24 protein-coding genes and 1 tRNA gene are annotated in these 25950 nt (G+C 68.6%); 6 read left to right on the top strand and 19 right to left on the bottom strand.

Features of this window, described 5'->3' with window-relative positions:
- Positions 1–55: 55 nt before the first annotated feature.
- Complete coding sequence (locus tag HWD99_RS05360; protein ID WP_241795201.1) at positions 56–439, top strand: RNA polymerase-binding protein RbpA; 384 nt, start codon at positions 56–58, stop codon at positions 437–439.
- On the opposite strand, the gene lnt is transcribed toward HWD99_RS05360, so the two are convergent.
- Genes lnt through HWD99_RS05315 form a run of 9 tightly spaced genes read right to left on the bottom strand, consistent with a single transcriptional unit; the run spans position 440 to position 10131 of the window.
- A complete protein-coding gene (gene lnt, locus HWD99_RS05355) occupies positions 440–1963 on the bottom strand; it encodes an apolipoprotein N-acyltransferase (RefSeq protein ID WP_241795200.1) in 1524 nt (507 codons plus the stop codon).
- A 12-nt stretch (positions 1964–1975) separates the two neighbouring features.
- Positions 1976–4450 (bottom strand): RNA helicase, encoded by a 2475-nt coding sequence (locus HWD99_RS05350; RefSeq protein WP_241795199.1) that lies wholly within the window; start codon positions 4448–4450, stop codon positions 1976–1978.
- On the bottom strand, positions 4447–5205 hold the full coding sequence (tatC, locus tag HWD99_RS05345) for a twin-arginine translocase subunit TatC (RefSeq protein WP_241795198.1): 759 nt from the start codon (positions 5203–5205) through the stop codon (positions 4447–4449). Before tatC ends, HWD99_RS05350 begins: the two co-directional genes overlap by 4 nt.
- Before the next feature lie 54 nt (positions 5206–5259).
- The gene (gene tatA, locus HWD99_RS05340; protein WP_241795197.1) at positions 5260–5520 is read right to left on the bottom strand and encodes a Sec-independent protein translocase subunit TatA; all 261 of its coding nucleotides are present in this window, start codon (positions 5518–5520) and stop codon (positions 5260–5262) included.
- 26 nt (positions 5521–5546) lie between these two features.
- Positions 5547–6536: a YafY family protein gene (locus HWD99_RS05335; protein ID WP_241795196.1), complete on the bottom strand. Its 990-nt coding sequence runs from the start codon at positions 6534–6536 to the stop codon at positions 5547–5549.
- Positions 6533–7525, bottom strand: a complete 993-nt coding sequence (locus tag HWD99_RS05330; RefSeq protein ID WP_241795195.1) for a YafY family protein — start codon at positions 7523–7525, stop codon at positions 6533–6535. The genes HWD99_RS05335 and HWD99_RS05330 overlap by 4 nt, the downstream gene beginning before the upstream one ends.
- On the bottom strand, positions 7525–8436 hold the full coding sequence (locus tag HWD99_RS05325; protein ID WP_241795194.1) for a hypothetical protein: 912 nt from the start codon (positions 8434–8436) through the stop codon (positions 7525–7527). Before HWD99_RS05325 ends, HWD99_RS05330 begins: the two co-directional genes overlap by 1 nt.
- 10 nt (positions 8437–8446) lie before the next feature.
- On the bottom strand, positions 8447–9484 hold the full coding sequence (locus tag HWD99_RS05320) for a tRNA (adenine-N1)-methyltransferase (protein WP_241795193.1): 1038 nt from the start codon (positions 9482–9484) through the stop codon (positions 8447–8449).
- Positions 9481–10131, bottom strand: coding sequence for an HAD family phosphatase (locus tag HWD99_RS05315; protein WP_241795438.1), 651 nt, complete (start codon positions 10129–10131; stop codon positions 9481–9483). Before HWD99_RS05315 ends, HWD99_RS05320 begins: the two co-directional genes overlap by 4 nt.
- Before the next feature lie 124 nt (positions 10132–10255).
- Between HWD99_RS05315 and HWD99_RS05310 the strand changes: the two genes are divergently transcribed.
- On the top strand, positions 10256–11104 hold the full coding sequence (locus HWD99_RS05310; RefSeq protein ID WP_241795192.1) for a PAC2 family protein: 849 nt from the start codon (positions 10256–10258) through the stop codon (positions 11102–11104).
- 16 nt (positions 11105–11120) lie between these two features.
- Here the strand turns inward: HWD99_RS05310 and HWD99_RS05305 are convergent, their stop codons facing one another.
- Complete coding sequence (locus tag HWD99_RS05305) at positions 11121–11945, bottom strand: undecaprenyl-diphosphate phosphatase (protein ID WP_241795191.1); 825 nt, start codon at positions 11943–11945, stop codon at positions 11121–11123.
- A gap of 47 nt (positions 11946–11992) precedes the next feature.
- Positions 11993–13288 (bottom strand): M20/M25/M40 family metallo-hydrolase, encoded by a 1296-nt coding sequence (locus tag HWD99_RS05300; RefSeq protein WP_241795190.1) that lies wholly within the window; start codon positions 13286–13288, stop codon positions 11993–11995.
- Positions 13289–13401: 113 nt separating this feature from the next.
- Between HWD99_RS05300 and HWD99_RS05295 the strand changes: the two genes are divergently transcribed.
- A tRNA-Leu gene (locus tag HWD99_RS05295) sits at positions 13402–13484 on the top strand.
- An 80-nt stretch (positions 13485–13564) separates the two neighbouring features.
- Here the strand turns inward: HWD99_RS05295 and HWD99_RS05290 are convergent.
- Together HWD99_RS05290 and HWD99_RS05285 are read right to left on the bottom strand one after the other, a co-directional pair.
- Positions 13565–14665, bottom strand: a complete 1101-nt coding sequence (locus HWD99_RS05290; protein WP_241795189.1) for a VIT1/CCC1 family protein — start codon at positions 14663–14665, stop codon at positions 13565–13567.
- Between the two features lie 139 nt (positions 14666–14804).
- Complete coding sequence (locus HWD99_RS05285) at positions 14805–16547, bottom strand: DEAD/DEAH box helicase (protein ID WP_241795188.1); 1743 nt, start codon at positions 16545–16547, stop codon at positions 14805–14807.
- A gap of 146 nt (positions 16548–16693) precedes the next feature.
- On the opposite strand from HWD99_RS05285, the gene HWD99_RS05280 reads away from it, so the two are divergent.
- Positions 16694–17521 carry an SGNH/GDSL hydrolase family protein gene (locus HWD99_RS05280; RefSeq protein ID WP_241795187.1) on the top strand — a complete coding sequence of 276 codons (828 nt, stop codon included), beginning with the start codon at positions 16694–16696 and terminating at the stop codon, positions 17519–17521.
- Positions 17522–17538: 17 nt separating this feature from the next.
- On the opposite strand, the gene HWD99_RS05275 is transcribed toward HWD99_RS05280, so the two are convergent.
- Complete coding sequence (locus tag HWD99_RS05275; RefSeq protein ID WP_241795186.1) at positions 17539–18342, bottom strand: RNA methyltransferase; 804 nt, start codon at positions 18340–18342, stop codon at positions 17539–17541.
- A 104-nt stretch (positions 18343–18446) separates the two neighbouring features.
- Between HWD99_RS05275 and HWD99_RS05270 the strand changes: the two genes are divergently transcribed.
- Positions 18447–19286 carry a Sir2 family NAD-dependent protein deacetylase gene (locus HWD99_RS05270; RefSeq protein WP_241795185.1) on the top strand — a complete coding sequence of 280 codons (840 nt, stop codon included), beginning with the start codon at positions 18447–18449 and terminating at the stop codon, positions 19284–19286.
- Positions 19283–19870, top strand: coding sequence for a histidine phosphatase family protein (locus tag HWD99_RS05265; RefSeq protein WP_241795184.1), 588 nt, complete (start codon positions 19283–19285; stop codon positions 19868–19870). The genes HWD99_RS05270 and HWD99_RS05265 overlap by 4 nt, the downstream gene beginning before the upstream one ends.
- Positions 19871–19952: 82 nt before the next feature.
- Here HWD99_RS05265 and HWD99_RS05260 read toward each other — a convergent pair whose 3' ends face one another.
- Genes HWD99_RS05260 through HWD99_RS05240 form a run of 5 tightly spaced genes read right to left on the bottom strand, consistent with a single transcriptional unit; the run spans position 19953 to position 25879 of the window.
- The gene (locus HWD99_RS05260) at positions 19953–20759 is read right to left on the bottom strand and encodes a CoA ester lyase (RefSeq protein WP_241795183.1); all 807 of its coding nucleotides are present in this window, start codon (positions 20757–20759) and stop codon (positions 19953–19955) included.
- Positions 20756–21241 carry a MaoC family dehydratase gene (locus HWD99_RS05255; RefSeq protein WP_241795182.1) on the bottom strand — a complete coding sequence of 162 codons (486 nt, stop codon included), beginning with the start codon at positions 21239–21241 and terminating at the stop codon, positions 20756–20758. The genes HWD99_RS05260 and HWD99_RS05255 overlap by 4 nt, the downstream gene beginning before the upstream one ends.
- Positions 21242–21250: 9 nt before the next feature.
- Positions 21251–22402, bottom strand: coding sequence for an acyl-CoA dehydrogenase family protein (locus HWD99_RS05250; protein ID WP_241795181.1), 1152 nt, complete (start codon positions 22400–22402; stop codon positions 21251–21253).
- Complete coding sequence (locus HWD99_RS05245; RefSeq protein ID WP_241795180.1) at positions 22399–24318, bottom strand: biotin carboxylase N-terminal domain-containing protein; 1920 nt, start codon at positions 24316–24318, stop codon at positions 22399–22401. Before HWD99_RS05245 ends, HWD99_RS05250 begins: the two co-directional genes overlap by 4 nt.
- 7 nt (positions 24319–24325) lie before the next feature.
- On the bottom strand, positions 24326–25879 hold the full coding sequence (locus tag HWD99_RS05240; RefSeq protein ID WP_241795179.1) for a carboxyl transferase domain-containing protein: 1554 nt from the start codon (positions 25877–25879) through the stop codon (positions 24326–24328).
- Between the last annotated feature and the right edge of the window lie 71 nt (positions 25880–25950).

Genomic DNA, 25950 nt, shown 5'->3' with positions numbered 1-25950 from the left:
GGATGAAGCGCACAGGCTGGAGCGTTATACCTGACAGCGACGAGAGGACCACACAATGGCAGATCGCAGCCTACGCGGCATCCGACTCGGCGCCCAGAGCCTACAGAGCGAAGAGGGCGTCGTGTTCATGGAGCGCCGAGAGACCACCTACACCTGTGACACCTGCGGCCACGTCACGAACCTGATGTTCGCGGCGGACGCAGAGCCGCCCCAGACCTGGGAGTGCCGCGCGTGCGGCGCCGACGCCCGTCTCAACGTCGACGGTCAGGCCGTCACGCTCGAGCCGTCCGACGACAAGGCAGCCCGCACGCACTGGGACATGCTCATGGAGCGTCGTACCCGGGCAGAGCTGGAAGAGCTGCTCGAAGAGCGCCTCGCCTTCATCCGCGCACGCCGCGGTGCGGGCGAAGACCCGACACGCGAGAAGATCGGCGCCTGACTAGCGCCGGCGGGCGCGCCACCACCCGATGAGAAGAGCGCAGAGCCCGCCCCACAGCAGCACCTGCTGAATCCACGACCCCAGCACGACCCCCGCAGTGAGGCCGGTGCGAAGCTCGACATCCTCGAGCAGCGCACCGGCCTCATCTGCGTCCAGGCTCGACACCGTGACGCCGTCGGAACGGATGATCTGGCTGGTGCCGACGGTCGAGACGTTCACGACGCTGCGCCCGGTCTCGATCGCGCGCATCCGCGCGAAGGCGAGCTGTTGCACGTTCTCTTCGGTGCCGCGGAAGTCTGCGTTGTTGGTCTGGAAGACCAGCACCTCGGCACCGCTGTCGATACCCGCGCGGATGACGTCGTCGTAGATCACGTCGAAGCAGATCGCGAGCCCCACGATCACATCGTCCACATCGACCACGGGGGTGTTGGTCCCGGGCGTGTAGTCGCGCTGCAGCAGCCCGATGAGATCGGGAGCGAGTGCGTTGAAGAACGCCCGATCGGGCACGTATTCGCCGAACGGCACCGGATGCCGCTTGTCGTGGATCTGCTCCGCGGTCCCCTGCGCGGTCCAGAGCATGGACGTGTTGTAGAACCGACCGTCGCGCTCCGTCGCCGCGTTCGCCAGCAGGGGCGCTCCGATACGCGACGCGATGAGCGTCAAGCGCCGTGCGAGCGGCTCCGACTGGAACGGGTCGTAGTCGAGCGAACCCTCGGGCCAGACGAGGAGGTCGATGTCCTCGCCGACCAAGGGCGCGGTCGCCTCGGTCTGCGCCTGCACGACCGAATACGGCTCTCGTTGGTCGAAGTACCCGGTCGGCCCGTTCCCCTGGACCGCCGCGATGCGCATGGTGCCTGTGGCGGTGGTCGGGAACAGCGGCGTCAGAAGGAGCACGACGAGCACCAGAGCAGGCGCGACGAACGCGACAGGACGCCGCCATGCCCGTGCGCGGACGATCTCGATGGCGAGGGCCGCGAGGAAGACCATCAGGAAGCTGAGTCCGCTGATCCCCACCCAGGAGACCACAGGGGCGAGCGGACTCTGTGCCTGGCTCATGCCGAGGCGCGCCCAGGGGAAGCCCCCGTAGGGCCAGGAGCCGACGAGGAGCTCCCGGCCGACCCACAGAGCCGCGACCACCGCGGGGAGCAGCAGGAGCCGCCCCCAGCGGCCGGGGACGGCACGAGGGATCCACCGGTACGCCAAGGTGATGGGGATCAGCGCCACCGCCGTCAGCACGCCCTCCAAGACGCTCAGCGCCGCCCACGGCACCGGACCGAGGTACCGGGACGTCCACGAGACGAGCAGGCCGAAGAACAGCACCCCGTAGACGGCCCCGACCAGCAGCGCTCCGCCGGCACGGCGTCCGATGAGGCTCAGGAGAAGCAGCGCGGTCGCCGGGAAGGCGAACACCCAGATCCCCGCGTCGGGGTACGAGAGATCCATCAGGAGCGCTGCGAGAGCAGCACCGAGAACCGCTGCCCACAGCGGAAGAAGAGGGCGCTGGCGCGCGCGGGAATCAGGCATCGACCCTGTCTCTCACATCGACGAGTAGGCCACGATCCCGCGGCGCACCCCATCGAGGGCGGTACGCGCGTTCCTCGCGAGCGCGGAGTCCTCGGCGACGATCGAGAGCTGATCCAGGAGATCGATCGTCTGCTTGGTCCATCGGACGAAATCCCCCGCCGCCATGTCGGCGTCGACGAGCACTCGGTCGAGCGATGCGCCACGGGCCCAGGAGTGCATGGCGCCGGCGAGGCCTGCGGCGAGGGGCTCGGAGCCGGGGAGGTGATGATCCTTTTCGAGATCGTCGAGCTCGGCCCAGAGCGTGGTCGTCTTCTCGTACGCGCTGCGGAACGAGCCGCGAGGCAGGCCCCGCTCCCCCGAGTTCGCCTCATCGCGTCGGGGCTCGTACACCAGGCAGCACGCCATCGCGGCGAGCGAGGGCGCGTCCAGCCCCTGCCAGAGTCCCTGGCGGAGGGACTCCGCGATGAGCAGGTCACGTTCGCCGTAGATCCGGCGCATCGTGCGGCCCGCGGCCGTGAGCGACATCTCGGCGCCGTCGCGGTGCAGGTAGTCCAGCGTCTCCAGCACCTCCACCACACGATCGAACACCCGGGCCACGGTGCCCGTGCGGTTCTCGATCTGCCGGCGGATGCGATCGGTCTGCCTCTTCAGCTTCCAGTAGCGCTCGGCCCAGCGGGCGTGCGCCTCCCGGTCAGGGCAGCGATGGCATCCGTGCCGCTGCATCCTCGTGCGCAGGTTCTGGACCTGCTTCATCCGCTTCTCGCGCGCGACGCGCGGTGCATTCGAGTCCTGACGGTTCTTCTTCTCGAGATCGCTGAGCTCGCGCCTGATGGCCGCGTACTCCATGAAGTCGCCGTGCTCGCAGACCATCGAGGCCTGATACCCCTCGAGCGATGTCTCCGCTTCGCGCACCTGGCGGGCGAGACCGACCACGGCTCGGTCGGCTTGGAACTGAGCGAACGACGACTCGAGAACCTCACGCGCACGCGGCTTCCCGAACAGGTCGATGAGGTTCACCGCCATGTTGTAGGTCGGGCGGAAGCTCGAGTTGAGCGGATAGGTGCGACGCGATGCGAGAGCGGCGACCGCCTGCGGATCCATGCCCTCGGTCCACTGCACGACCGCATGCCCTTCGACATCGATCCCTCGACGTCCGGCGCGGCCGGTCAGCTGGGTGTACTCGCCGGAGGTGATCGCCACCCGCGCCTCACCGTTGAACTTCTCCATCTTCTCGAGGACCACCGTGCGCGCGGGCATGTTGATCCCCAGCGCCAGCGTCTCCGTCGCGAACACCACCTTGACCAGCTTTCGCTGATAGAGCTCCTCGACGACCTCCTTGAAGGCCGGCAGAAGCCCGGCGTGATGCGCGGCGACGCCCCGCTCCAGGTTGTCGAGCCACTCCCAGTAGCCGAGGACCCCGAGGTCCTCGTCCTGCAGGGTGCGAGTCCGCTCCTCGACGATCGCCCTGATCTCCTCGCGCTCCTCCGTAGAGGTGAGGCGGAGCCCTGATCGGCGCACCTGCTGCACCGCCGCATCGCAGCCGACACGACTGAAGATGAAGAAGATGGCGGGAAGGAGGTTCGCACGCTCCAGCAGCTGGATGACGTCCGGTCGGTCGAGCCGTTCGATGCGGCGCACGTTCGCCGAGCGAACGGGGCGCCGACCGCCCCTCGGCGGGCGCTGGGCCTGCCTGCCCGCATGGCGGTTGCTGCGGTAGGACTGCGCCTCACGATTGCTGTCGTAGTGCGAGCCGGTGAACGAGCGTATCCGCATCAGCTCCTGGTTCACCTTGGCCGTCGCGAGGCCGGCGCGGTCGTCGAACAGCGGAAGCAGGTCGTCACGCACGAGGACGTGCTGCTCGAGAGGGACGGGGCGGATCTCCGAGACGATGACCTCGGTATCGCCGCGAACGGTGTCGAGCCAGTCGCCGAACTCCTCGGCGTTCGAGACGGTCGCGCTCAACGACACCAGCCGCACATGCTGCGGCAGGTGGATGATGACCTCTTCCCACACCGCACCGCGGAAACGGTCGGCGAGGTAGTGGACCTCGTCCATCACGACGAAGCGCAGATCACGAAGGGCCGCGGAATCGGCGTAGATCATGTTGCGCAGGACCTCGGTCGTCATCACGACGATCCGGGCGTTGCCGTTGATGTTGGTGTCGCCCGTGAGCAGACCCACCTCGTCGGCGCCGTAGACATCGACGAGCTCGCGGAACTTCTGGTTCGAGAGCGCCTTCATCGGGGTCGTGTAGAAGGCCTTGTCGCGAGGCGTCTGCATGGCCAGATGGATCGCGAACTCGCCCACGATGGTCTTGCCCGCTCCGGTCGGCGCGGCGACCAGAACGCTGCTCCCACGTTCGAGCGCGTGACACCCCTCGATCTGGAAGGGGTCGAGCTCGAACCGCTGCCTCGCGGCGAAAGCGGCCGTCTCGGGGTTCCCCGCTGCTGCACGCGCCGCGGCGTACCGCTCGGACGGGGACGTCATGCGGCGTCGGTGACGATGCCCGCGGCGCCGTCGAGCTTGCGCTTACGTCGGTCGAAGAGCATCGAGACGAGGGTGGCCGCGAAATACAGCACGATCATCGCGCCCATGAGCAGGAGCATCGAGAAGACATCGGCGGGGGGCGTGGTCACCGCGGCGAAGAGCGTGCACACGAGGATCGCGACGCGCCATCCCTTGAGGATCTCCTTGCCGGAGATCACGCCTGCGAGGTTGAGCGCGACGAGGAAGACGGGAAGGACGAACGCGATGCCCACCACGAGGAGGAACTTGAAGACGAAGTCGTAGTACGCCGAGTAGTCGAAGAACTGCGCCATGCCCTGGGGCACGAATCCCGCCATGATCTCGATCACATGCGGGAGGACGAAGAACGCGACCGTGCAGCCGCCGAAGAACAGCGGGATGGCCGCACCGAGGAATCCCCAGGTGTACTGGGTCTCCTTCTTGGTGAGCCCGGGCATGATGAACGCCCAGACCTGCCAGAGCCAGACCGGGGCCGAGATCAGCAGGCCGATCGCGAACGCGATGCGCATCCGCAGATCGAAACCGCTCGTCACGGTGGTGAAGTTCAGACCGACGTACTCTTTGCCCTGCTGCTCGGCGATCGTTCGGATCGGGATCGACAGCAGTTCGATGATCGGCTCTGTCACGATGAAGGCCACGATCATGCCGATGACCAGCGCCGCGGCAGCGATGACGAGGCGCCTACGGAGCTCGATCAGGTGCGAACCGAGTGACATCCGCTTGTCGCGGCCCGGCGCCTGTCGATCGGCGGATTCCAGAGCCGACACGGACTAGGCGGATCGAGGAGGCTGACCCGGGTCGGAGTCGCGAGCCGTCACCGTCGTCTCCGGAGCGACGGACTGCTGCGGCACGGCCGCGTCCTTGTTCGTCTCGTCGGAAGCGTCGTCGTTCTTCATCGCCTTCATCTCGCCCTTGAAGACCCGGGCGGACTGACCGAGGCTCTTAGCCAGCGCCGGCAGCTTCGCCGCACCGAAAAGCAGCAGGATGACGGCGAGGATGATCAGCAGATGTGGCCAACCGAAAGCGCCCATGATTCTCCTTCGTCGTTTTCTAGAGTCTAACCGGCGTCGCCCTGGTCCGGGTCACGATAGAGGGCGAGTCCCGCGGCCGCCCACTCTCGCGCGGCGGTCCGGGCGATGGCGGGCTCGATGACCTCGAGAGCACAGCCGAACCGGCCGGCAAAGCGCTTGATACCGCGGGGATCGGCGAGGCGCAGTCTCGCCGTGACGATGCCGTCCACCGCCTCCGCGTTCTCGGGAGTGAGGAAGTCCCCGAGGAGCGGGGCCACCCTCTCGGGAAGACGCACTCGCACCTCGCCTTCGTCATCGACGGCGGCGAACGCCTCCGGCAGCTGGTCACCGGCGTGCGTGATCGGGATGTCGGTGAGTCGAGCGTCGCTGACGCGGTCGAGGTGGAAGGTGCGCATCGCCTCGCGCATATGGCACCAGCCCTGCAGGTACCACTGCGCGTTGGTGATCAGGATCTGCACGGGATCGACCGTGCGAGTCGTCGGTGCCGCATCCGGCGCCTGATACGTGAACGAGACGGCGACGCCCTGCTGCACGGCACGCGAGACGACCTGTCTGACCTCGTCGACGGCGCTCGGCGCCACCACGACCTCCGCCGGGGCGTCTGCCGCCCCGCGGGAGAGCTTCGAGATCAGGCCGCTCACGAGTCCCGAGTCGGAGACGGCGGGCACCGCCGCGACCATCTGCAGCCCGGCGAGCAGAGCGGCGGCTTCACGAGCAGTGAACCGCGGCACACGCCGCAGTGCGACGTCGTTCGTGATCTCGATGACGTCCTCCTGATCGAGGAGGTCCCAGTTGATGTCGAAGAGCTCCTGCGGCTGCTGCCAGAAGCCGGCATCGCCGGGCAGTCCGATCACCGTGAGCTTCTCGACCATCTGTCGCATCTCGTTTGGCGTGACCCCGAACTCTTCGGCTGCCTCGGCGAGCGAGACCTGCCCGAGCTCGAGCAGGTAGGGCACAAGGGTGAGATAGACCCTGACGCGATCCGACGCCAGGAGCGGCTTCGACTGCGCACTCATCGACTCTCCTCCGGATCGGAGTTCGCGGCGACCACGGCCGTGAGCCGGGCGATCACCGCGTCACGCAGGGCTGCAGGCTCGACCACGCGCACCTCAGGGCCGTAGGAGGCGAGCTCGTCGGCGAGGATGTGCAGGTCGACGAACGGGACATGGATGCCCTGCGTCGCGGGGGTGGCCCGGCGTCCGAGCCGCAGCGCCGCCTCGGTGCCGGGAGTGACCTCGAGAAGTGCGGCGTTCTGCGCGGCGACGCGCTCGAGACCTGACAGTGCGCGCTCCCCCGCTCCGTCCCGCAGATCAGGACCGAACGATGTCGGAGTGATGCGCACGTCGCCGACGATGCGGCTGAGAAGGAACATGCGGTCGGCCTCGATGTCGACATCGACACCGTAGACGTGCCAGCGCGCCTCGTAGTCGACGAGAGCGAGCGGGCGGATGCTCCGGCGGCGCGGAGACTCCTCCCCCGGCTTCAGGTAGTCGAAGACGACCACCCGGCACTTCTCGATCGCCTCCTGGAGCTGTGGGAATGCCGCATCGCGTGCGGTGATCCTCGGCGCGAAGCCGATGATGGGCTCGTCGCCGTCGATGCCGAGCGCGCGGATCTTTCGCACCCCCGCCTTCGCATCGCCAGAGGCCGATTCGGCACTCCACACGCTTCCGGCGAGCTGCAGAACCGCCAGCTCCGCAGGAGTGAACTCGATATCCCCGGGGAGGTCGTATTCCGCCTGCGGAATGCGATACCGGGCCTCGCGGAGGTCATTGGGATCCGCGGGATCACCGATGGTCTCCACCGGGACGCCGAGCGTACGGAGCTCGTCCTTGTCACGCTCGAACATCTTCTCGAGGGCGTCCGAACGCGCTCCCGCATCCGCGCGCTGACGGTACCCCGAGACGTTGTCGAGGATCTGCTGCTTGGTCAACCCGATCTCCGTGGCCATCAGCGCCACGACGAGATTCGTCAGACGCTCCTCCGCGGGAATACGGGTCGCCATCACTGCTCCGGAACGGGAACGGTCCCCAGGATGTCGACGACGATCGCGGTCGCCGATGCGCCTTCCGCGCCGGGCGCCACGACGAGCAGCTGAGAGCCGACCGTCGCGCCGACGAGTTCCTTCGCAGCGATCCCGATGTTGGGCTCCGCGCCCCAGGTGCTCGAGACGACCGTCTTGTCGTCCCAGCCCACGGCCATGATGTTCGTCACGACGATCGAATCCTTCTCGACCTTCGCACCGTCGCCCGCGATCAGGGTCTGCGTGACCGTCGATTTCGGCGCCGCGCTGTCAGGGATGATCACGCCGGGCGTGCCGTCGGGAGCGCGGACCACGCTCGGAAGGCCGCGCGCGTCGTTGAACTGCGACGCGCCCTCGGCCTTGGCGAGGTGCACATCGAGGACGTCGATGACGGCGACGACGTTCTCGCCGTCGGCAAGGCCGAACGCCTGCACGTTGGTGTCTCCGAAGTCCTCGGGCGTGAGCACGGCGACCGTCCGCGTGCCACCGGTCGCGCACTCGAGCACGGACTCGAGTCCGGGCGAGCGCTGCGACCAGTACGCGATGTTGTGCACACGGCTGAGATCGCCGTTGTACTCGGACTCGTAGAGCTTGTCGCCGCTGTCGCCGCCGTAGAACGAGATGTCGAGCACCATCGGCTGGACGTCGGTCGTCAGCGGCTCGCCGTCGCCCACGACGACGTCGGAGAACGACGTGGACGAGGACTTCACGGGTGTGAAGACGGTCACGTCCGGGGTCTCGCCGAGGTCGCCCTCGACCGTCACCGAATCGGCGACGGCTGAGGAACCGGTGCGATCACAGGTCGCGCCGGCGAACGTCGGTGCCGACGTGCACCCTGTCAGGGCGAGGACGGCGAGGCTGAGAGTGGCCAGAACGGCGGACGTTTTACGCACGCGCTCCAGTCTATTCCGTCGCAGCGTCGGATTCGCGCGATGCCGCCGCGATGCGCGCACCTTCCGCAGCCTTCGTGGCCTCGCGGGCGCGCTTGCGGAGGTTCTTGTCGTTGATCACCCGATCGCCCACCGCTCCGGGCGTCCAGAGTTCGACGTCGTCGTCGCCGTAGCTGCTCTTCGACGCCCTGCGCTTGACGGACGGTGCGATCGCCCCGGGTGCGAGCCGTCGCGCGGTCAGCAGGAATCCGGTGTGCGCGACCATGCGGTGATCGGGGCGCACGGCGAGGCCTTCGACATGCCACCCGCGCACCACGGTCTCCGACGCGTCCGGATCGGTGAAGAGCCCGGTTCCACGGATGTACTCCGCCACGCGCGAGAGCTGCGTCGCGGTCGCGACGTAGCAGAGGACCACGCCACCCGGTGTGAGCGCCTCGGCGACGACGTCCATGCACTCCCAGGGTGCGAGCATGTCGAGCACGACCCGATCGACGGTCCCCGACGGGAACTCGGAGGGCAGAGCCTCCGCGAGGTCGCCGACGACGACGTTCCACGTGTCGGGGGTCTCGCCGAAGAAGGTCTCGACGTTGCCGCGAGCGACCTGCGCGAAGTCCTCGCGGCGCTCGAAGGACACGAGCCGACCCGCCGGGCCGATCGCGCGGAGCAGCGACAACGAGAGCGCACCCGAGCCGACACCGGCCTCGACCACGACCGCTCCCGGGAAGATGTCGGCCTGCATCACGATCTGCGCGGCGTCCTTCGGATACACGATCGCCGCGCCGCGGGGCATCGACATCGCGAAATCCCGGAGCAGCGGACGGAGCGCCAGATAGTCGTGGCCCGAGCTGTTCGCCACCACAGACCCGTCGGGCAGGCCAATGAGGTCACGATGACGGAGCACGCCCTGGTGCGTGTGCAGTTCCCCGTCTTCGCGAAGCGTGACGGTGTGCAGACGACCCTTCGGTCCCGTCAGCTGCACACGGTCCCCCGCCCGGAAAGGCCCGCTCGGCCTCGACGCGCTGCTGTCGCTCGGTGCGGTGATGTCGGTCATCGGGTGGCTCCCGTCATGGAGGTCTGGCGGTCGAAGAGATCGATCAGATCGGCGGCGGTGCGGCCCTCGAGCGTCGGCCACAGCTCGTGGGCGCCGACGTGATCGAGGGCGACGATGTGCGGCACGCCCAGCGCGACGGCGCCCGCCGCGAGGCCGGCACGCAGCCCGGTCGGCGAGTCCTCGATCACCACGGCGTCGGCGGCATCGATGTCGAGCAGCGAGGCGGCGTGCAGGTACGGCTCGGGGTGCGGCTTGGGATTCGTGACGTCATCGCCGGCGACCACGATGTCGAAGGCGTCGAATCCCATGAGGTCGACGACCCCCATGGCCATCCGGCGCAGCGACATGGTCACCAGACCCGTCGGGATGCCGGCCGCACGAAGATCCTGAAGAAGCTCGCGAGCGCCCGGACGGAAGGGAACGCCCTGCGTCCGGAGCGCGTGCTGCACGCCGTCGGTCAGAAGCGAGATGATCGCCTCGGCCTCCATGTCGACGCCGGCGTTCTGCAGGATGATCGCGCTGTCGATCAGGCCGTTGCCCACGAGCTGCAGCGCATCCTCATGGGTCCAGCTTCCGCCGAAGGATTCGACCAGCGACGTCTCCGCGGCCATCCAGTACGGCTCGGTGTCGACGAGTGTTCCGTCCATGTCCCAGAGGATCGCGCGGGGCTGTCTGCTCACCGAACCATGTTACCCGTGGCTGCGCCCGCTCCCCGTCCGGGCGGGCTAGCCTGGAGGGACACTGTTCCGGCGACCACGAAGGGAGACCACGATGGATGTTCTCGGTTCGCGCATCGTCATCGCCGCCTTCGACGGCTGGAACGACGCCGGTGAGGCCGCGAGCGGCGCGATCGCCGCGCTGCGTGCCCAGTCGGAGTACGACCTCGTCCACTCGATCGACCCGGAGCTGTACTTCGACTACCAGTACACCCGACCCGCGACGAAGATGGATGCCGAAGGTCGCCGTCAGCTCACCTGGCCCGAAGCCGGTCTCTGGCGCCCCCGCGATCCCGGGCCCGGGCCGGAGTTCTGGGTCCTGACCGGTGTCGAGCCGGCGCGGACCTGGCAGTCCTTCGCCGCGGAGTTCATCGACGTCGCGCTGCGCGACGACGTCACCGGCCTCGTCACACTCGGCGCCATGCTGTCCGACGTGCCGCATACGCGGCCGATCTCGATCTTCGCCTCGAGCCAGAACGAGCAGGTGCGTGAGGCTCATGGCCTCGAGCGATCCCTGTACGAGGGGCCGGTGGGCATCCTCAGCGTCTTCGAGCACTTCGCGGAGAGCGCAGGCATCCCCACCGCGAGCCTCTGGGCGAGCGTTCCGCACTACGTCGCATCCGCCACGCCGTCGCCGAAGGTCACGCTGGCGCTCCTCGACCGCCTCGAGGAGCTGACCGGGGTGCAGGTCGCCCACAGCGGTCTGCGCACCGAGGCCGCCGCGTGGGAGGCGTCGATCGACGCCGCCGCGGCGGACGACGAGGACATGGCGGAGTACATCCGCCAGCTCGAGCAGACCCGAGACACGTGGGACTCCCCCGATGCCTCCGGTGACGCGATCGCCCAGGCCTTCGAGCGCTATCTGCGTCGGCGGGGCGACGGCCCGAGCGACCACAAGCGCTGAGGCCGTCGCTCTCGCGTCAGGCTGCGATCACACCCGTCCCGAGCAGGACCAGCAGGACGGTTCCGAGCAGGATGCGATAGATCACGAACGGCAGGAAGCTGCGCTTCGAGATGTAGTTCATGAAGAACGCGATCACGCCGAGCGCCACGACGAACGCGATTCCCGTCGCCGCCAGGGTGTCGCCGAACGAGAAGAACGAGGGCTCGTCCCAGCTCTTGAACAGCTGGTAGAAGCCGCTTCCGAACACCGCGGGGATCGCGAGCAGGAAGGCGTAGCGCGCTGCCGCCGCACGCTCGTAGCCCAGGAAGAGGCCCATCGTGATGGTTCCACCGGAGCGTGAGACCCCGGGGATCAGCGAGAGCGCCTGCGCGACACCGTAGGCGACGCCGTGCGGATAGGTCAGCTGGTCGAGAGTGCGGCGCTTCGCGCCCACGTGGTCAGCGATGCCCAGCAGGATGCCGAAGACGATCAGCATGATCGCGACGATCCACAGAGACCGGAAGACGGTCTCGATCTGGTCCTGGAACAGCAGCCCGAGCACGACGATCGGGATGCTGCCGATGATGATCATCCAACCCATGCGCGCGTCGGGGTCGGTGCGGGGCACCTTGCCCGTCAGGGAACGGAACCACTGCGAGATGATCCGGACGATGTCGCGCCAGAAGAAGACGACGACCGCGGCCTCCGTACCGATCTGCGTGATAGCGGTGAACGCCGCCCCCGGGTCCTCTCCCGACGGGAGGAACGTGCCGAGGATGCGCAGGTGCGCGCTGGAGGAGATCGGCAGGAACTCGGTGAGTCCCTGGACGATCCCGAGGATGAGCGCTTCGAACAGGTGCATGGAAAGGCCTTCTCGGTCGTGGGCGGCGCAGATGTGGCGCGGAGCGCTCAGTATGTGCGCAGCAGATCGGCCAGCACCCGCTGACCGAAGACAAGTGATTCTACGGGTACGCGCTCGTCGACTCCGTGGAACATGCCCGTGAAGTCGAGATCGGCGGGCAGACGGAGCGGTGCGAAACCGTAGCCCGTGATGCCGAGAGCGGCCAGAGCCTTGTTGTCGGTGCCGGCTCCGAGAAGATACGGGATCACCGGAACGCCGGGATCGTGGCGGTTGAGGCTCGCCACCATCGCCTCGACGAGCTCGCCGGCGAACGGGGTCTCCATCCCGATGTCGCGCACGACGGTCTGGATCTCGATGTCGTCGCCGACGATGGTCTGCAGCTCGGCCAGCACCTCGTCCTCCGTGCCGGGGATGACTCGCACATCGATGAGCGCCTCCGCGCGTTCGGGTATCACGTTGTGCTTGTACCCTGCGGTCAGCGCCGTGGGGTTCGTGGTCGTCCGGAACGACGAGCGCAGGAACGCCTCGGCCGGCCCCGCTGCTGCGGCCAGGGCGTCCGGGTCGTCCTGCGAGCGCCCGGACAGCTCGCTCAGGCCACGGAGCAGAGCCTCTGTGGTGGACGTGAGGCGGATCGGCCAGCGGGTGCGACCGATCGCCGCGACGGCCTCGGCGAGCTTCGTCACCGCGTTGTCGTCGTGCAGACGGCTCCCGTGACCTGCCCGTCCCTTCGCGACGAGGCGGATCCAGATGAGAGCCTTCTCGCCCACCTGCAGCAGATACGCTCGACGGTCGTCGACGCTGATGGAGTACCCACCGACCTCGCTGATCGCCTCGGTCGCTCCGTCGAACCAGTGCGCGCGGTGCTGCACGGCGAGGGCGGATCCCTCCACTCCCCCGTTCTCCTCGTCGGCGAAGAACGCCAGGACGAGATCACGCTCCGGCAGTTCGCCGGCGCGCAGGATGTCTGCGACGGCCGTGAGGATCATCGCGTTCATGTTCTTCATGTCGACCGCGCCGCGGCCCCAGAGCATCCCGTCCCTCACCTCCCCGGCGAACGGGTCGACGGTCCAGTCCTCCGCCATAGCCGGGACCACGTCGAGGTGACCGTGCACGACCAGGGCCGACTTCTCGGGGTCACGACCGCGCACCCGCGCCATCACGTTCGTGCGGCGGTCGATGGGCTCGTAGTACTCGACGTCGAGCCCGAGTTCCTGCAGGTACGCCCCCACGTACTCCGCAGCCTCACGCTCTCCCCTGGCGTCACCGCCGCCGAAGTTCGATGTGTCGAAGCGGATCAGGTCCTGCGCGATGCGCACGACCTCGGGAAGCGACGGTTCGGTCATGATCATCAGGCTATCGAAAGGCCGTGGCGCGCCCGGGAAACGCGCTCGGTTTCGGGGTGAGGTGAAGCCCGTGCTAATGTAAATCTTCGTTCGGCAACGAACATCCAACACCTGCGCGGGTGGCGGAATGGTAGACGCGCTACGTTGAGGTCGTAGTGCCCGTAAGGGCGTGGGGGTTCAAGTCCCCCTCCGCGCACAGAAGAAAAGGCTCCGGAACCCGATGGTTCCGGAGCCTTTTGCGTTGCTCGCTCCAGCCCGGGGCTGGGGCCGCCTGACTCAGACGGCCCCGACTCCGAACAGCAGACCCAGACCGTAGGTGATCGCTGCCGCCCCGAACCCGATCGCCAGCTGTCGGAGAGCCCGGCGCAGAGGCGGTCCCCCCGACAGGATGCCGACCATGGCACCGGTCGAGAGCAGCGCGACGCCGACGAGAACCAGCGCGACGATCACGGCCACCGTGCCCTCGAGTCCGAAGATCCACGGAAGCACGGGGATGATCGCCCCCGAGGCGAACAGCAGGAAGCTCGAGAGCGCCGCCGTCCAGTCGCTGCCGACGATGTCGTGGTCCGTCCCCGCGTGCACGTTCACCGGCCCGGTCGCGGTGCGCTCCACCCCGGCGCGGGCGGCCGCCACGATCCGACGCGCCCGCTCGAGCGCTTCCTCCGGGGCGATTCCGCGCGCACGGTAGACGAGCGCGAGTTCGTTCTCGTCGATGTCGAGGTCCGCGGCGGATGCCGCCGCATCCTCGTTCGCCTCGGTCGCCGCCAGCAGCTCACGCTGCGACCGGACGGAGACGAACTCCCCCGCCCCCATCGACAGCGCTCCTGCGAGGAGGCCCGCGATTCCGCTGAACAGGACGAAGCCGGAGCTGGCACCGGTGGCCCCGATGCCGAGCACGAGCGCGAGATTGCTGACGAGTCCATCGTTGGCGCCGAAGACGGCCGCGCGGAACGAGCCGGAGAGCCGACGTCGACCCCGCGCCGCGAGGCCGCGCACGACCTCGTAGTGCACCTTCTCGTCGGCGCGCATGGCGGGTGTCGCATACTGCTCGGAGTCGTAGGGCGAACGGGCCTCGGCGCTCTGGGCGAGAGCGAGCACGAAGATCGATCCGAAGCGTCCCGCCATCCAGCCGAGCAGGCGAGAGCGGACGCCCGCGCGGGGCAGCCGCGTCGGCTCGGAGCCGAGCAGATCGAGCCAGTGCTGCTCGTGTCGGCGCTCCGCATCCGCGAGGCTCAGGAGGATCTGCTGCTCCTCGCCTGTGCGACGCTGGGCGAGCCGCTGATAGACCATTCCCTCGGCGCGCTCCTCGACGAGGTAGCGGGCCCAGCGACGGCGGTCGGCGGCAGTCGGCTCGGTGGTGGCAGCAGGGGCTGTCATGCGATCTCCTGGGTGAGGGTCCCCGATGTGGGACGACCTTTCCACGCTAGCTCCGGCGCCGACGACGCATCGAGTCGAGAGCAGGATTGCCAGGATTTCGGGAATCCGAACCCGTACGTCGAAGGACCGCCGAGACGCGTCAGGACCGCACGCGCTTGCGCAGAACCTCGATGCGCGCCTGCAGCTGGGTCACCGTCGCCTGCGCGACAGCCGGGCCACCGCAGATGCGGCGAAGCTCGGCGTGGACGGCGCCGTGCGGTTCACCCTTCTGCCGTGCGTACAGGCCGACGAGGCTGTTCAGCAGCTGGCGCTGTTCCTTGAGCGTCCGGTGCAGCGGCGCGGGGAGGGTCGTCGTCTCGGTCGGTGACGCCGTCGCCTCTCGCGCTTCGCGCAGTCGGGATTGCCGCGCCTGACGCTGCATGAGGAGTTCGTGGACGTGTTCGGGTTCGAGCAGCCCCGGGAAGCCGATGAACTCCTCCTCCTCCGGCGTCCCCGGCTCGGCGAGCTGACCGAACTCCTGTCCTTCGAACACGACGCGATCGAAGTGCGCGACGGACGACAGGGCCTGGTAGCTGAACTCCTGCGTCAGCGCGTCGGACGCGTCGTCCTCACGGTTCGCACTCTCGAGCAGAGAGTCCTCGAGGCCGTCGTCGTCTTTGGACTGCCGGTCGAGCGCATGATCGCGCTGCTTGTCCATCTCGTTCGCGAGGCCCATGAGCACCGGCACCTGGGGCAGGAACACACTCGCTGCCTCGCCGCGACGGCGTGCTCGCACGAAGCGCCCGATGGCCTGAGCGAAGAACAGCGGCGTCGATGAGGAGGTGGCGTACACCCCGACCGCGAGTCGGGGGACGTCGACTCCCTCCGACACCATCCTGACCGCGACCATCCAGCGCGCGTCGCCGGCGCTGAACTTCTCGATGCGCTCGGAGGCCGTCGCGTCGTCCGACAGAACGACCGTCGGCTGCTGACCCGTGATGCTGTGCAGGATCTTCGCGTACGCGCGGGCGACGGTCTGATCGGTCGCGAGGACGAGCCCGCCGGCATCCGGCACATGGTGTCGGATCTCGCTGAGTCGACGGTCCGCCGCGGAGAGCACCGCCGGCATCCACTCGCCCTCCGGGTCGAGGGCGGTGCGCCAGGCCTGCGACGTGACGTCCTTGGTGTTGTCCTGGCCGAGATGCGTCTCCAGCTCGTCGCCGGTGGTCGTGCGCCAGCGCATCTTGCCCGCGTACATGTGGAACAGCACCGGTCGCACGACGCCGTCCGCCAGGGCGCGACCGTACCCGTAGTTGTAGTCCGTGCGCGATATGCGCGCGCCGGACTCGTCGGGGTGATACTCCACGAAGGGGATCGGGGCCGTGTCGCTGCGGAAGGGCGTGCCGGAGAGCAGCAGTCGACGCTTGGCAGGTCCGTACGCATCGCGGATCGCGTCGCCCCAGCTGAGCGCATCACCGCCGTGGTGCACCTCGTCGAGGACCACCAGTGTGCGGGCGTCTTCGGTGAGATGCCGGTGGACCGAAGACTTCGCGGCCACCTGGGCATACGTCACGACGGCCCCGTGGTAGTGCCGCGCCGGAGCCCAGTCGCTGTTGCGGAAGCGAGGGTCGAGGCGGATGTGCACCCTCGCCGCGGCATCCGCCCACTGGGTCTTGAGGTGCTCGGTCGGCGCAACCACGATAATGCGGTTGACCTCGCCCATGCGCATCAGCTCGACGGCGAGCGTCAGCGCGAACGTCGTCTTGCCGGCGCCGGGCGTCGCCGCGACGAGGAAGTCGCGCTGATCGGCCTCGAAGTACTGCTCCAGCGCCTCCTGCTGCCAGGCGCGCAGCTTGTTCGCGGTACCCCAGGGGGCGCGCTGGGGAAAGGACGGAGAAAGCATCGACTCCACGATAATCGCTGCCGCAGACACTCGGCGTGCCGACGGCGCGGCGCGGACCGTCTCGCGCCGCGGTGGGTCGCACGAGTAGGCTCGGTCGGTGCGCCGCCACCACCGATGCGCGGCGCTCGTTCGCGAAGGAGAGCTGGATGACCGACCAGGATTCGACTCGGACCCCGCACCTCGACAATGAGAGTCCGCACCCGTGGCGACGCTTCGTCGCGATCGGCGACTCGTTCACGGAGGGCATCGGAGACCCCGACCCCTCGCACCCCGGCACTCACCGCGGGTGGGCGGATCGTGTCGCCGAGGTCCTGTCGCAGCAGGTCGACGACTTCGCCTATGCGAACCTCGCCGTGCGCGGCAAGCTCATCGCGCAGATCGTGCACGACCAGATCGAGCCGGCGGTCGCCCTGCATCCCGACCTCATCTCGATCTGCGCCGGCGGCAACGATGTGATCCGTCCCGGCACGGATCCGGACGCGATCGCCGCGCAGCTCGAGGACGCCGTCGCACGCCTGTCGTCGACGGGTGCCGCCGTGCTGCTCTTCACCGGCATCGACACCGCCTTCACGCCGGTCTTCCGTCCGTTCCGCGGCAAGGTCGCCATCTACAACGAGAACGTGCGGGCCATCGCCGACCGGCATGACTGCATCGTCGCGGATCAGTGGGCGCTGAAGACCGTGCAGGACATGCGGTTCTTCGACGACGACCGGCTGCACTACAACGCGCTCGGACATCACGAGGTGGCGCGCATGGTGCTCCGCGCGCTCAACGTCCCGAACGATCTCGAGTCCATGCAGCCCGAGCCCCTGCCGCTGCGGACGTGGCGCGAGGCACGGGCCGAAGACCTGGGCTGGGCGCGCGAGCACCTGGTGCCCTGGGTGCTGCGACGTCTGCGCCACGAGTCCTCGGGCGATCACATCGTTGCCAAGCGCCCCGAGCCCTCGCCTGTCGTGTTCCCTGGCCTCGACTGACGGCCGCGTTCAGCGGGTCAGCGCGGTCCGAGCGCCCACAGTGCGACCGCCGCGGCGGACGCGACGTTCAACGAGTCGACTCCCCCGAACATGGGTATCGTGACGACGGTGTCGGCCATCTCGAGGGCCGTGCGGGAGAGCCCGTCGCCCTCGGCGCCCATCACGACGGCGACCCGCTCGCGACGTTCTGCCGCATAGGCGTCGAGCGTCACCGCGTCGTCGCGCAGCGCGAGCGCCGCGATGTCGAATCGCGCGGCGTGAAGGTCGGCGACGGCCGACTCCCAGTCGGTGATGCGGGTCCACGGCACCTGGAAGACGGTGCCCATGCTCACGCGCACGCTGCGTCGGTACAGCGGGTCCGCGCCGCCGGGCGAGACCAGCACGGCGTCTGCACCGAGACCGGCAGCCGCACGGAACGCGGCACCGACGTTGGTGTGGTCTCCGAGGTTCTCGAGGATCAGCACGAGGCGCGCGCCGTCGAGCACCTCGCGCACGGTGGGCAGCTCAGGGCGGTGCATCGATGCGATCGTGCCCCGGTGCACGGCGAAGCCGGTCACCGATTCGGCGACCTCGTCCGGAACGACGTACACCGGCACGTCGAGATCACCCACGATCGCCCTGATGTCGTCGATGCGTCGCTCCTGCACGAGGACCGATCGCGGGCGATGGCCGGCAGCGACGGCGCGGGCGATCACCTTGGTCGATTCCGCGATGTACAGCCCGCCGGCGGGGTCGTTCACGGTGCGGAGCGCGGTGTCGGTGAGCGCGCGGTACTCGTCGAGTCGTCGGTCGTCGGGATTCGTCACGCGCAGCAGTTCCACGCGCCCCAGTCTGCCATCGCTCTCTCCGCTCTCTCCGCTCGCTGCGCGCGGGGCAGCGAGGCAGCAGGCGCTCCGCACGCCTTAGACTCGACGGAGGAGGTCCCGTGAGTGCATCGAGTCCGGTCGAGTCGTCGACCGCCGTCGCTCGCGCTGCCGAACTCCTGCAGGGACGCCGCATCGCTCTCCTCACCGGGGCGGGCATCTCCACGGATTCGGGAATCCCCGCGTACCGGGGCGAAGGCGCGCGAACGCGTTCCGACCCCATGACCATCCAGCGCTACCTCGGCGACGAGGCCGCGCGACGCCGCTACTGGGTCGGCGGTCATCTCGGCTGGCGCGCTTTCGCGCAGGCCGGCCCCAACCGCGGCCACACCGCCCTCGCCGAGATGGAGGCGTCCGGGCACGTCAGCGGGGTGATCACACAGAACGTCGACGGACTCCACCTCCGCGCGGGCAGCTCGCATGTGATCGAGGTGCACGGCACCATGCGTCGGGTGCTCTGCCTGCACTGCGGGCAGGTGTTCGACCGCCGTGACATCGCCGTGCAGATCGAAGAGCTGAACCCGTGGATCTCGATCCCCGAGAACGTCGCCCTGAACCCCGACGGCGACGTGCTCCCCGAGAGCACGGCCGGATTCATCGTGCCGACCTGCACGGTGTGCGCGGGGATGCTCAAGCCCGATGTGGTCTTCTTCGGCGAGTACGTGCCGCAGGACCGCTTCCGGGCGGCGGAGTCGCTGCTCCGATCGAGCGACGCCCTCATCGTCGCCGGTTCATCGCTCGTCGTGAACTCGGGGGTGCGCCTCGTCGAGCGCGCCCGACGCCGCAGCATCCCTCTCATCATCGTCAACCGCGAGCCGACCCGAGCGGATGTCTGGGCCGATGTCACCATCGCCGCAGGCACCAGCGACGTGCTCCCCGCGATCCAGGAGCTTCTCGAATGACACTGCTCACCCTCGTGCGACATGGCCAGACGGACTGGAACCTCGACCGTCGCATCCAGGGATCCACAGACATCCCCTTGAACGAGACAGGACGCGCAGACGCGCGCACCGCGGCGGCGCACCTCGCGGGCACCACGCATCACGCGATCTACACCAGCCCGCTCCTGCGTGCGCGGGAGACCGCGGAGATCATCTCGGCCGAGCTCGGCCTCGGCGCGCCGGTGCTCGTCCCCGACATCCGAGAGCGGGAGTTCGGGGAAGGCGAGGGCATGCTCGTCTCCGAGTACATGGAGGCATACGGCGGCTGGCACGCGGAGGTACCGGGTGCGGAGACGCTGGGCGACGTGGCGGATCGGGCGCTGCGAGCGCTCGATGCGATCGCCCGGGATTCGCGTCGGCGCTCGACGCCCGTCGCGGAGTCGGTGGTCGTGGTCGCGCACGGAGGGGTGATCCGCTCGCTCATCGACCATGTCTCGGGAGGCACACTCCCCCGGGTCGGCGATCAGATCGTGAACGGATCCGCCCATCGCTTCGAAGCGTCTCCGGGGATGCTCCGCCTCCTCGACCAGACGGTCCTCATCTGAGACGACAGTTCGGTCCGGAGCCGCGCTGACCCGGGGCTCAGCACCGGGTCAGGGCGGACCGGACTCGGCGCGCCGGCTGCGATCAGCGCGCTCGCGCGAGCACGGAGCGCGCATGACGGAGCACCGGCTCGTCGATCATCCGTCCCTGGAAACGGAAGACGCCGCGCTCGCTCTCCGCGGCGGAGAGCACGGAGCGCGCCCACTCCACGGCGGCCGTGTCCGCGGCATAGGCCTCGCGGATCACCGCCACCTGATTCGGGTGGATGCAGGCGGTCGCGGCGAACCCGGACGCCGCAGCATCCTCCGCCTCCGCAGCGAGTCCGTCGATGTCGTCCAGAGCGATGTGCACCGCGTCGATCGCGGCCTTGCCCTGTGCACCGGCCTCGAGGAGGACCCGCGACCTGGCGTATCGCGCGATGTCCCGGTACGACCCGTCGCCGCGCCGGCTGGACGTGCCCCCGAGCGATGCGACGAGGTCTTCCGCCCCCCACATCATCGCGACGACGCGCGGATGCGCCGCGATCCGATCTGCGGCATGGATCCCGCGGGCGGTCTCGCACAGAGCGATCACCGAGAAACGCTCGTCGAAGGCGTCCAGGCTGTCGGCGTCCTGAGTCTTGGCGACCATGACGGTGCGGAAATCGGTCTGAGCGAGAGTGGAGAGGTCCGACACGAAGGCGTCGGAGTCCGGTGGATTGACACGGACGATCACGCGGTCCGGATCGAGATCGGCGTCGATGATGTTCCCCCGTGCGGTCGCCTTGGACTCCGGCAGGACCGCATCCTCGAGGTCGAGGATGACCGCGTCGGCCTTCTCGAGAGCACCGCGAAAGCGCTCGGGTCGATCTGCGGGGCAGAAGAGGAGCGCGGGGCCGAGAGCGAGCGTCATCGCGCACCTCCGGGACGGCAGAGCACGAGAACTGTGCGGGTCGCGGTGCCGACGACCGTCCCCTCCTGGTTTCGGCCGGTGTGGGCGATGGTGACGATGCCCTGGCCAGGACGCGATGTCGAGAGCCGCTTCTCGACGATCACGCTCTCGGTGTAAAGGGTGTCTCCGGCGAACAGCGGATGGGGGAACGCGATCTCGCCGAGACCGAGCTGTGCGACCAGAGTGCCCTGCGTGAGCTGGGCCACGGAGGCCCCGACCATGGTCGAGAGAGTCCACATCGAGTTGATGAGACGAGCGCCGAACGGCTGCTGTGCGTCGGCGAACGCCGCATCGAGATGCAGCGCCTGGGTGTTCATCGTCAGCGTCGTGAACATCACGTTGTCGGCTTCGGTCGCGGTGCGTCCCGGCCGATGAAGATACCGTGCATCCTCGTCGAACTCCTCGAAGTAGAGTCCTCGTTGCACGATCTCTCTCTCGGTCATGCTGCCACGCTACCCGGCGAGACCGAGCGCACGTGCGATCACCAGCAGCTGCACCTCGGTCGTGCCCTCGCCGATCTCGAGGATCTTCGAGTCGCGATAGTGACGTCCGACGGGGAACTCGTTCATGAAGCCGTTTCCTCCGAAGATCTGCGTCGCGTCCCTGGCGTTGTCCATCGCCGCTTCCCCCGACACGAGCTTCGCGATGGCCGCCTGCTCGGCGAAGGGCAGGCCGGCATCGCGCAGACGGGCCGCATGGTGCCAGGCGAGGCGCGCCGTGTGCACCCGCGCGCGCATACGGGCCAGAGTGAACTGCGCGTTCTGCCTGGTGCTGAGCGCGCTGCCGAAGATGGTCCGGGACTTCGCGTAGTCGACGGCGGCCTCGAGGCATCCCTCCGCCGCTCCGGTCGCCAGCGCCGCGATGGCGATGCGTCCTTCATCGAGGATGCTCAGGAAGTTGCGGAAGCCGCTCCCCCGTTCGCCGAGGAGGTTGGCGACGGGGACACGGGCACCGTCGAAGCTCAGCGGATGCGTGTCCGAGGCATTCCAGCCGACCTTGTCGTAGGGCGGGTCGACGGTGAAACCGGGTGTGCCGTTAGGCACGATGATCGTCGAGATCTCTTTGCGTCCGTCCGTCGATCCGGTGACGGCGGTGACGGTGACGAAGCGCGTGATGGGGGTGCCGGAGTTGGTGATGAACTGCTTCGAGCCATCGATCACCCACTCGTCGCCGTCCAATCGGGCGGTCGTGCGCGTTGCTCCCGCATCGCTGCCCGCCTCCGGCTCCGTAAGACCGAAGCCCGCAAGGGCCCGTCCCGAGAGGAGGTCCGGCAGCAGCTCGCTCTTCTGCGCCTCGGTGCCGAACCGGAACACCGGCATCGCGCCGAGGCTGACCCCGGCCTCGAGTGTGATCGCGATCGACTGATCGACGCGTCCGAGCGCCTCGATCGCGATCCCGAGCGCCATGTAGTCGCCGCCTTGGCCTCCGTACTCTTCCGGGAAGGGCAGTCCGAAGAGTCCGAGGTCGCCCATCTGCGCGACGACGTCCATCGAGAGCGTGTGCGTGCGATCGGCCTCGTATGCCTGCGGGGCGACGACCGTCTCGGCGAACTCCCGCACCATCCCGGCGAGTTCACGTTCCTCATCCGTCAGCTGAAACGTCATCGGTCCTCCTCCATCGTGACGCGAGCGACCACCTGGTCGCGTCGCACCTGATCGCCCTCGGCGACCAGCAGTCTCACAGTGCCGTCGTGGGGTGCCACCACGGGATGCTCCATCTTCATCGCCTCGATCGAGACGAGTGACGTCCCGGCCGTCACCTGATCGCCGTCGGCGACATGGACGGCCACGACGCTGCCCGGCATGGGTGCTCGCGCGTCCGGGCCCGAGGCCGTGACGCGCTCGTCCTGTGCCGCGAGCCGCCGCAGCAGGCGCTGACGGCGGTCGAGTGGACGGAGCCGCATCGTGCGGCCGTCCTCGGACACCCACACCGCGCCGTCGGAGTCCGAGGCGACGGATGTCCTGCCGGGCGCCGTACCGGGCGCGGCGACGAAGACCTCTTCAGCGTCCGTCTCGAACACGCACTCGACCGCCGACTCGTCGCTCCGTCGCTTCCAGACCTGACCCGCGCGTCGTTCCAGGGCGTCGTCACGGCGACGAGCGAGGAGGTGCTCACGGGCCGCCGACAGCATGGACGGCGAGGGCGGCCGGCGGCGCAGGGGCAGCAGCGACTCGATGAGGCCGGTGTCGAGGTCGCCCGCGACGACACGCGGGTCGCGACAGAGCTGACGCAGGAAGTCGATGTTGGTGTCGACCCCGAGCACGGTCGTCCGGCCGAGCGCCTCATCCAGCAGATGCAGTGCCGCGGCACGGTCGTCCGCGTGAGCGATGACCTTCGCGATCATCGGATCGTAGAAGCCCGTGACCTCGGAGCCGGTCTCCACCGCGGCATCCACCCGCACTCCGGGCGGCGCATCGAAAAGCAGCACGTGGCCGGTCGACGGCACGAATCCGCGCTCGGGCGACTCGGCGTACACACGCGCCTCCACCGCATGCCCGCTCGGCCGTGGCGCAGGTCCCAGCGATCCCCCCGCCGCGACGTCGATCTGCAGCGCGACGAGATCCAGGCCGGTGACCGCCTCGGTGACCGGATGCTCGACCTGCAGCCGTGTGTTCATCTCGATGAAGAACACCTCGTCCTGCCGATCGGCGTCGACGAGGAACTCGACCGTGCCGGCGCCGACGTAGTCGACGCTCTGCGCGGCCTTCACGGCGGAGTCGAGGAGGCGCGCTCTCGTCGGCTCAGGTATCCCCGCAGACGGCGCCTCTTCGATGACCTTCTGGTGCCGTCGCTGCAGAGTGCACTCCCGTTCTCCCAGCGCGATCACCCGTCCGTGCGCATCGCCGAACACCTGCACCTCGATGTGTCGCGGACGGCGGATGAGACGCTCCAGGATCAGTGCGTCGTCGCCGAACGCCGCAGCAGCGATCCTCCGTGCCGAGGCGAGCGCGGATCCCAGGCCCGCCGCATCCTCGACCACCTCCATGCCCTTGCCGCCGCCTCCCGCGCTCGGCTTCACCAGCAGCGGGAACCCGACGCGCTCGGCCTCCTCGCCGATCTCGGCGTCCGACAGACCTCGCGCATCGAAGCCGGGGACGACGGGGACGCCCGATCGGGCGACATGCTCGCGAGCCCTGGCCTTGTCTCCCATGATCTGGAGCGCGTCTGCGGACGGTCCGATGAAGACGATGCCGCTCTCCGTGCATGCCTCGGCGAGTCCCACGCTCTCGGAGAGGAACCCATACCCCGGGTGGATCGCCTGAGCCCCGCTCGCGCGTGCAGCCGCGATCACCGCATCGATGTCGAGGTATGACTCGGCCGCCGGCGCCGGCCCCAGACGCATCGCGAGGTCGGCCTCCGTGACGTGCGGCGCCCCGGCATCGGCATCGCTGAAGACCGCGACGCTCCGGATGCCGCGAGCCCGCAGGGTCCGGATGATGCGTCGGGCGATCTCCCCCCGATTCGCGACGAGGATCGTGTCGAAGCCGTTCGGGTTCCGTACCGTGGTCGTGCTCGTCATGTCTTCCTCACATCCGGAACAGGCCGAAGCGCGGCTCGGGCAGCGGAGTCCTCGCGGCCACGTCGAGAGCGAGACCCAGCAGGTCGCGCGTGTCGACGGGATCGATGATCCCGTCGTCCCAGAGCCGGGCCGTGGCGTAATACGGCTCGCCCTGTGCGTCGTACTGTGCGCGGATCGGCTCTTCGAAGGCGTGGCGCTCGTCGGCATCCCAGGCCTCCCCACGAGCCTCGAGCTGGTCCTCCTTGACGGTGGCGAGGACGGATGCCGCCTGTGCGCCGCCCATCACGGAGATGCGGCTGGCCGGCCACGTCCAGAGGAAGCGAGGCGAGTACGCGCGCCCGCACATCGAATAGTTGCCGGCGCCGAACGAACCGCCGATGATGACGGTGAACTTCGGCACTCGGGTGCTCGCGACGGCCGTGACCATCTTGGCCCCGTCTTTGGCGATCCCGCCGGCCTCGGCCTCGGTGCCGACCATGAAGCCGCTGATGTTCTGCAGGAAGAGCAACGGGATGCCGCGCTGGTCGCAGAGCTCGATGAAATGGGCGCCCTTGAGGGCGGACTCGCTGAACAGGACCCCGTTGTTCGCGACGATGCCGACGGGGTGCCCGTGCACCCGTGCGAAACCGGTGACCAGCGTCGTTCCGTAGTCGGCCTTGAACTCGCGGTAGGAGTCCCCGTCGACCAGGCGCTCGATGACCTCGCGCACATCGTATGGCGCAGTGACGTCGACCGGCACCACCTCGTAGAGCGAGCCGGTCTCGGAGGGCTCACGACTCTCGAGAACCTCCCACGCGGGTGCGGGGGGCGGCGGGAGCAGCGCGACGATGTCCCGCAGTATCTCCAGCGCATGTTCGTCGTCCTCGGCGAGGTGGTCGACGACGCCGCTCCGCCGCGCGTGCAGCTCCCCGCCACCCAGCTCTTCGGCGGAGACGACCTCGCCGATCGCCGCCTTCACCAGGGGCGGCCCGCCCAGGAAGATCGTGCCCTGTCCACGGACGATGACGGTCTCGTCGCTCATGGCCGGCACGTACGCGCCTCCCGCGGTGCACGACCCGAGCACCGCGGCGAGCTGCGGAATGCCCTGGGCCGACATACGGGCCTGGTTGAAGAAGATGCGACCGAAGTGGTCGCGATCCGGGAAGACCTCGTCCTGCCGCGGGAGGAAGGCCCCTCCGGAATCGACGAGGTACAGGCAGGGAAGACGGTTCTCGAGTGCGATCTCCTGCGCGCGCAGGTGCTTCTTCACCGTGAGCGGGTAGTAGGTGCCGCCTTTCACCGTCGCGTCGTTGCAGACGACCATGACGTGTCGTCCGTGCACGAGCCCGATCCCCGCGATGACTCCCGCTGCGGGTGCGTCGCCGTCATAAAGCCCGTCGGCCGCGAGAGGCGCCACTTCGAGAAACGGACTGCCCTCATCGAGCAGGCGTGCCACACGGTCACGCGGGAGCAGCTTCCCCCGCGCCACGTGGCGCTGACGAGACGCCTCAGGGCCTCCCTGTGCGGCCGCTGCGCGGCGATCTCTCAGCTCGGCTGCCAAGGACTCCTGGGTCGCAGGCATCGTGATGTCCTCCTCGACACACGCGCGCATTCGTCACACTCTGGTGCGACTCGTGCTTCTTCGGTTAGTGT

Origin of the sequence: Microbacterium sp. C5A9 (genome assembly GCF_022627955.1) — a bacterium.
Classification (GTDB): domain Bacteria; phylum Actinomycetota; class Actinomycetes; order Actinomycetales; family Microbacteriaceae; genus Microbacterium.
The sequence above is the reverse complement of the archived record's forward strand: the minus strand, read 5'-3'. Positions and strand labels throughout refer to the sequence as shown.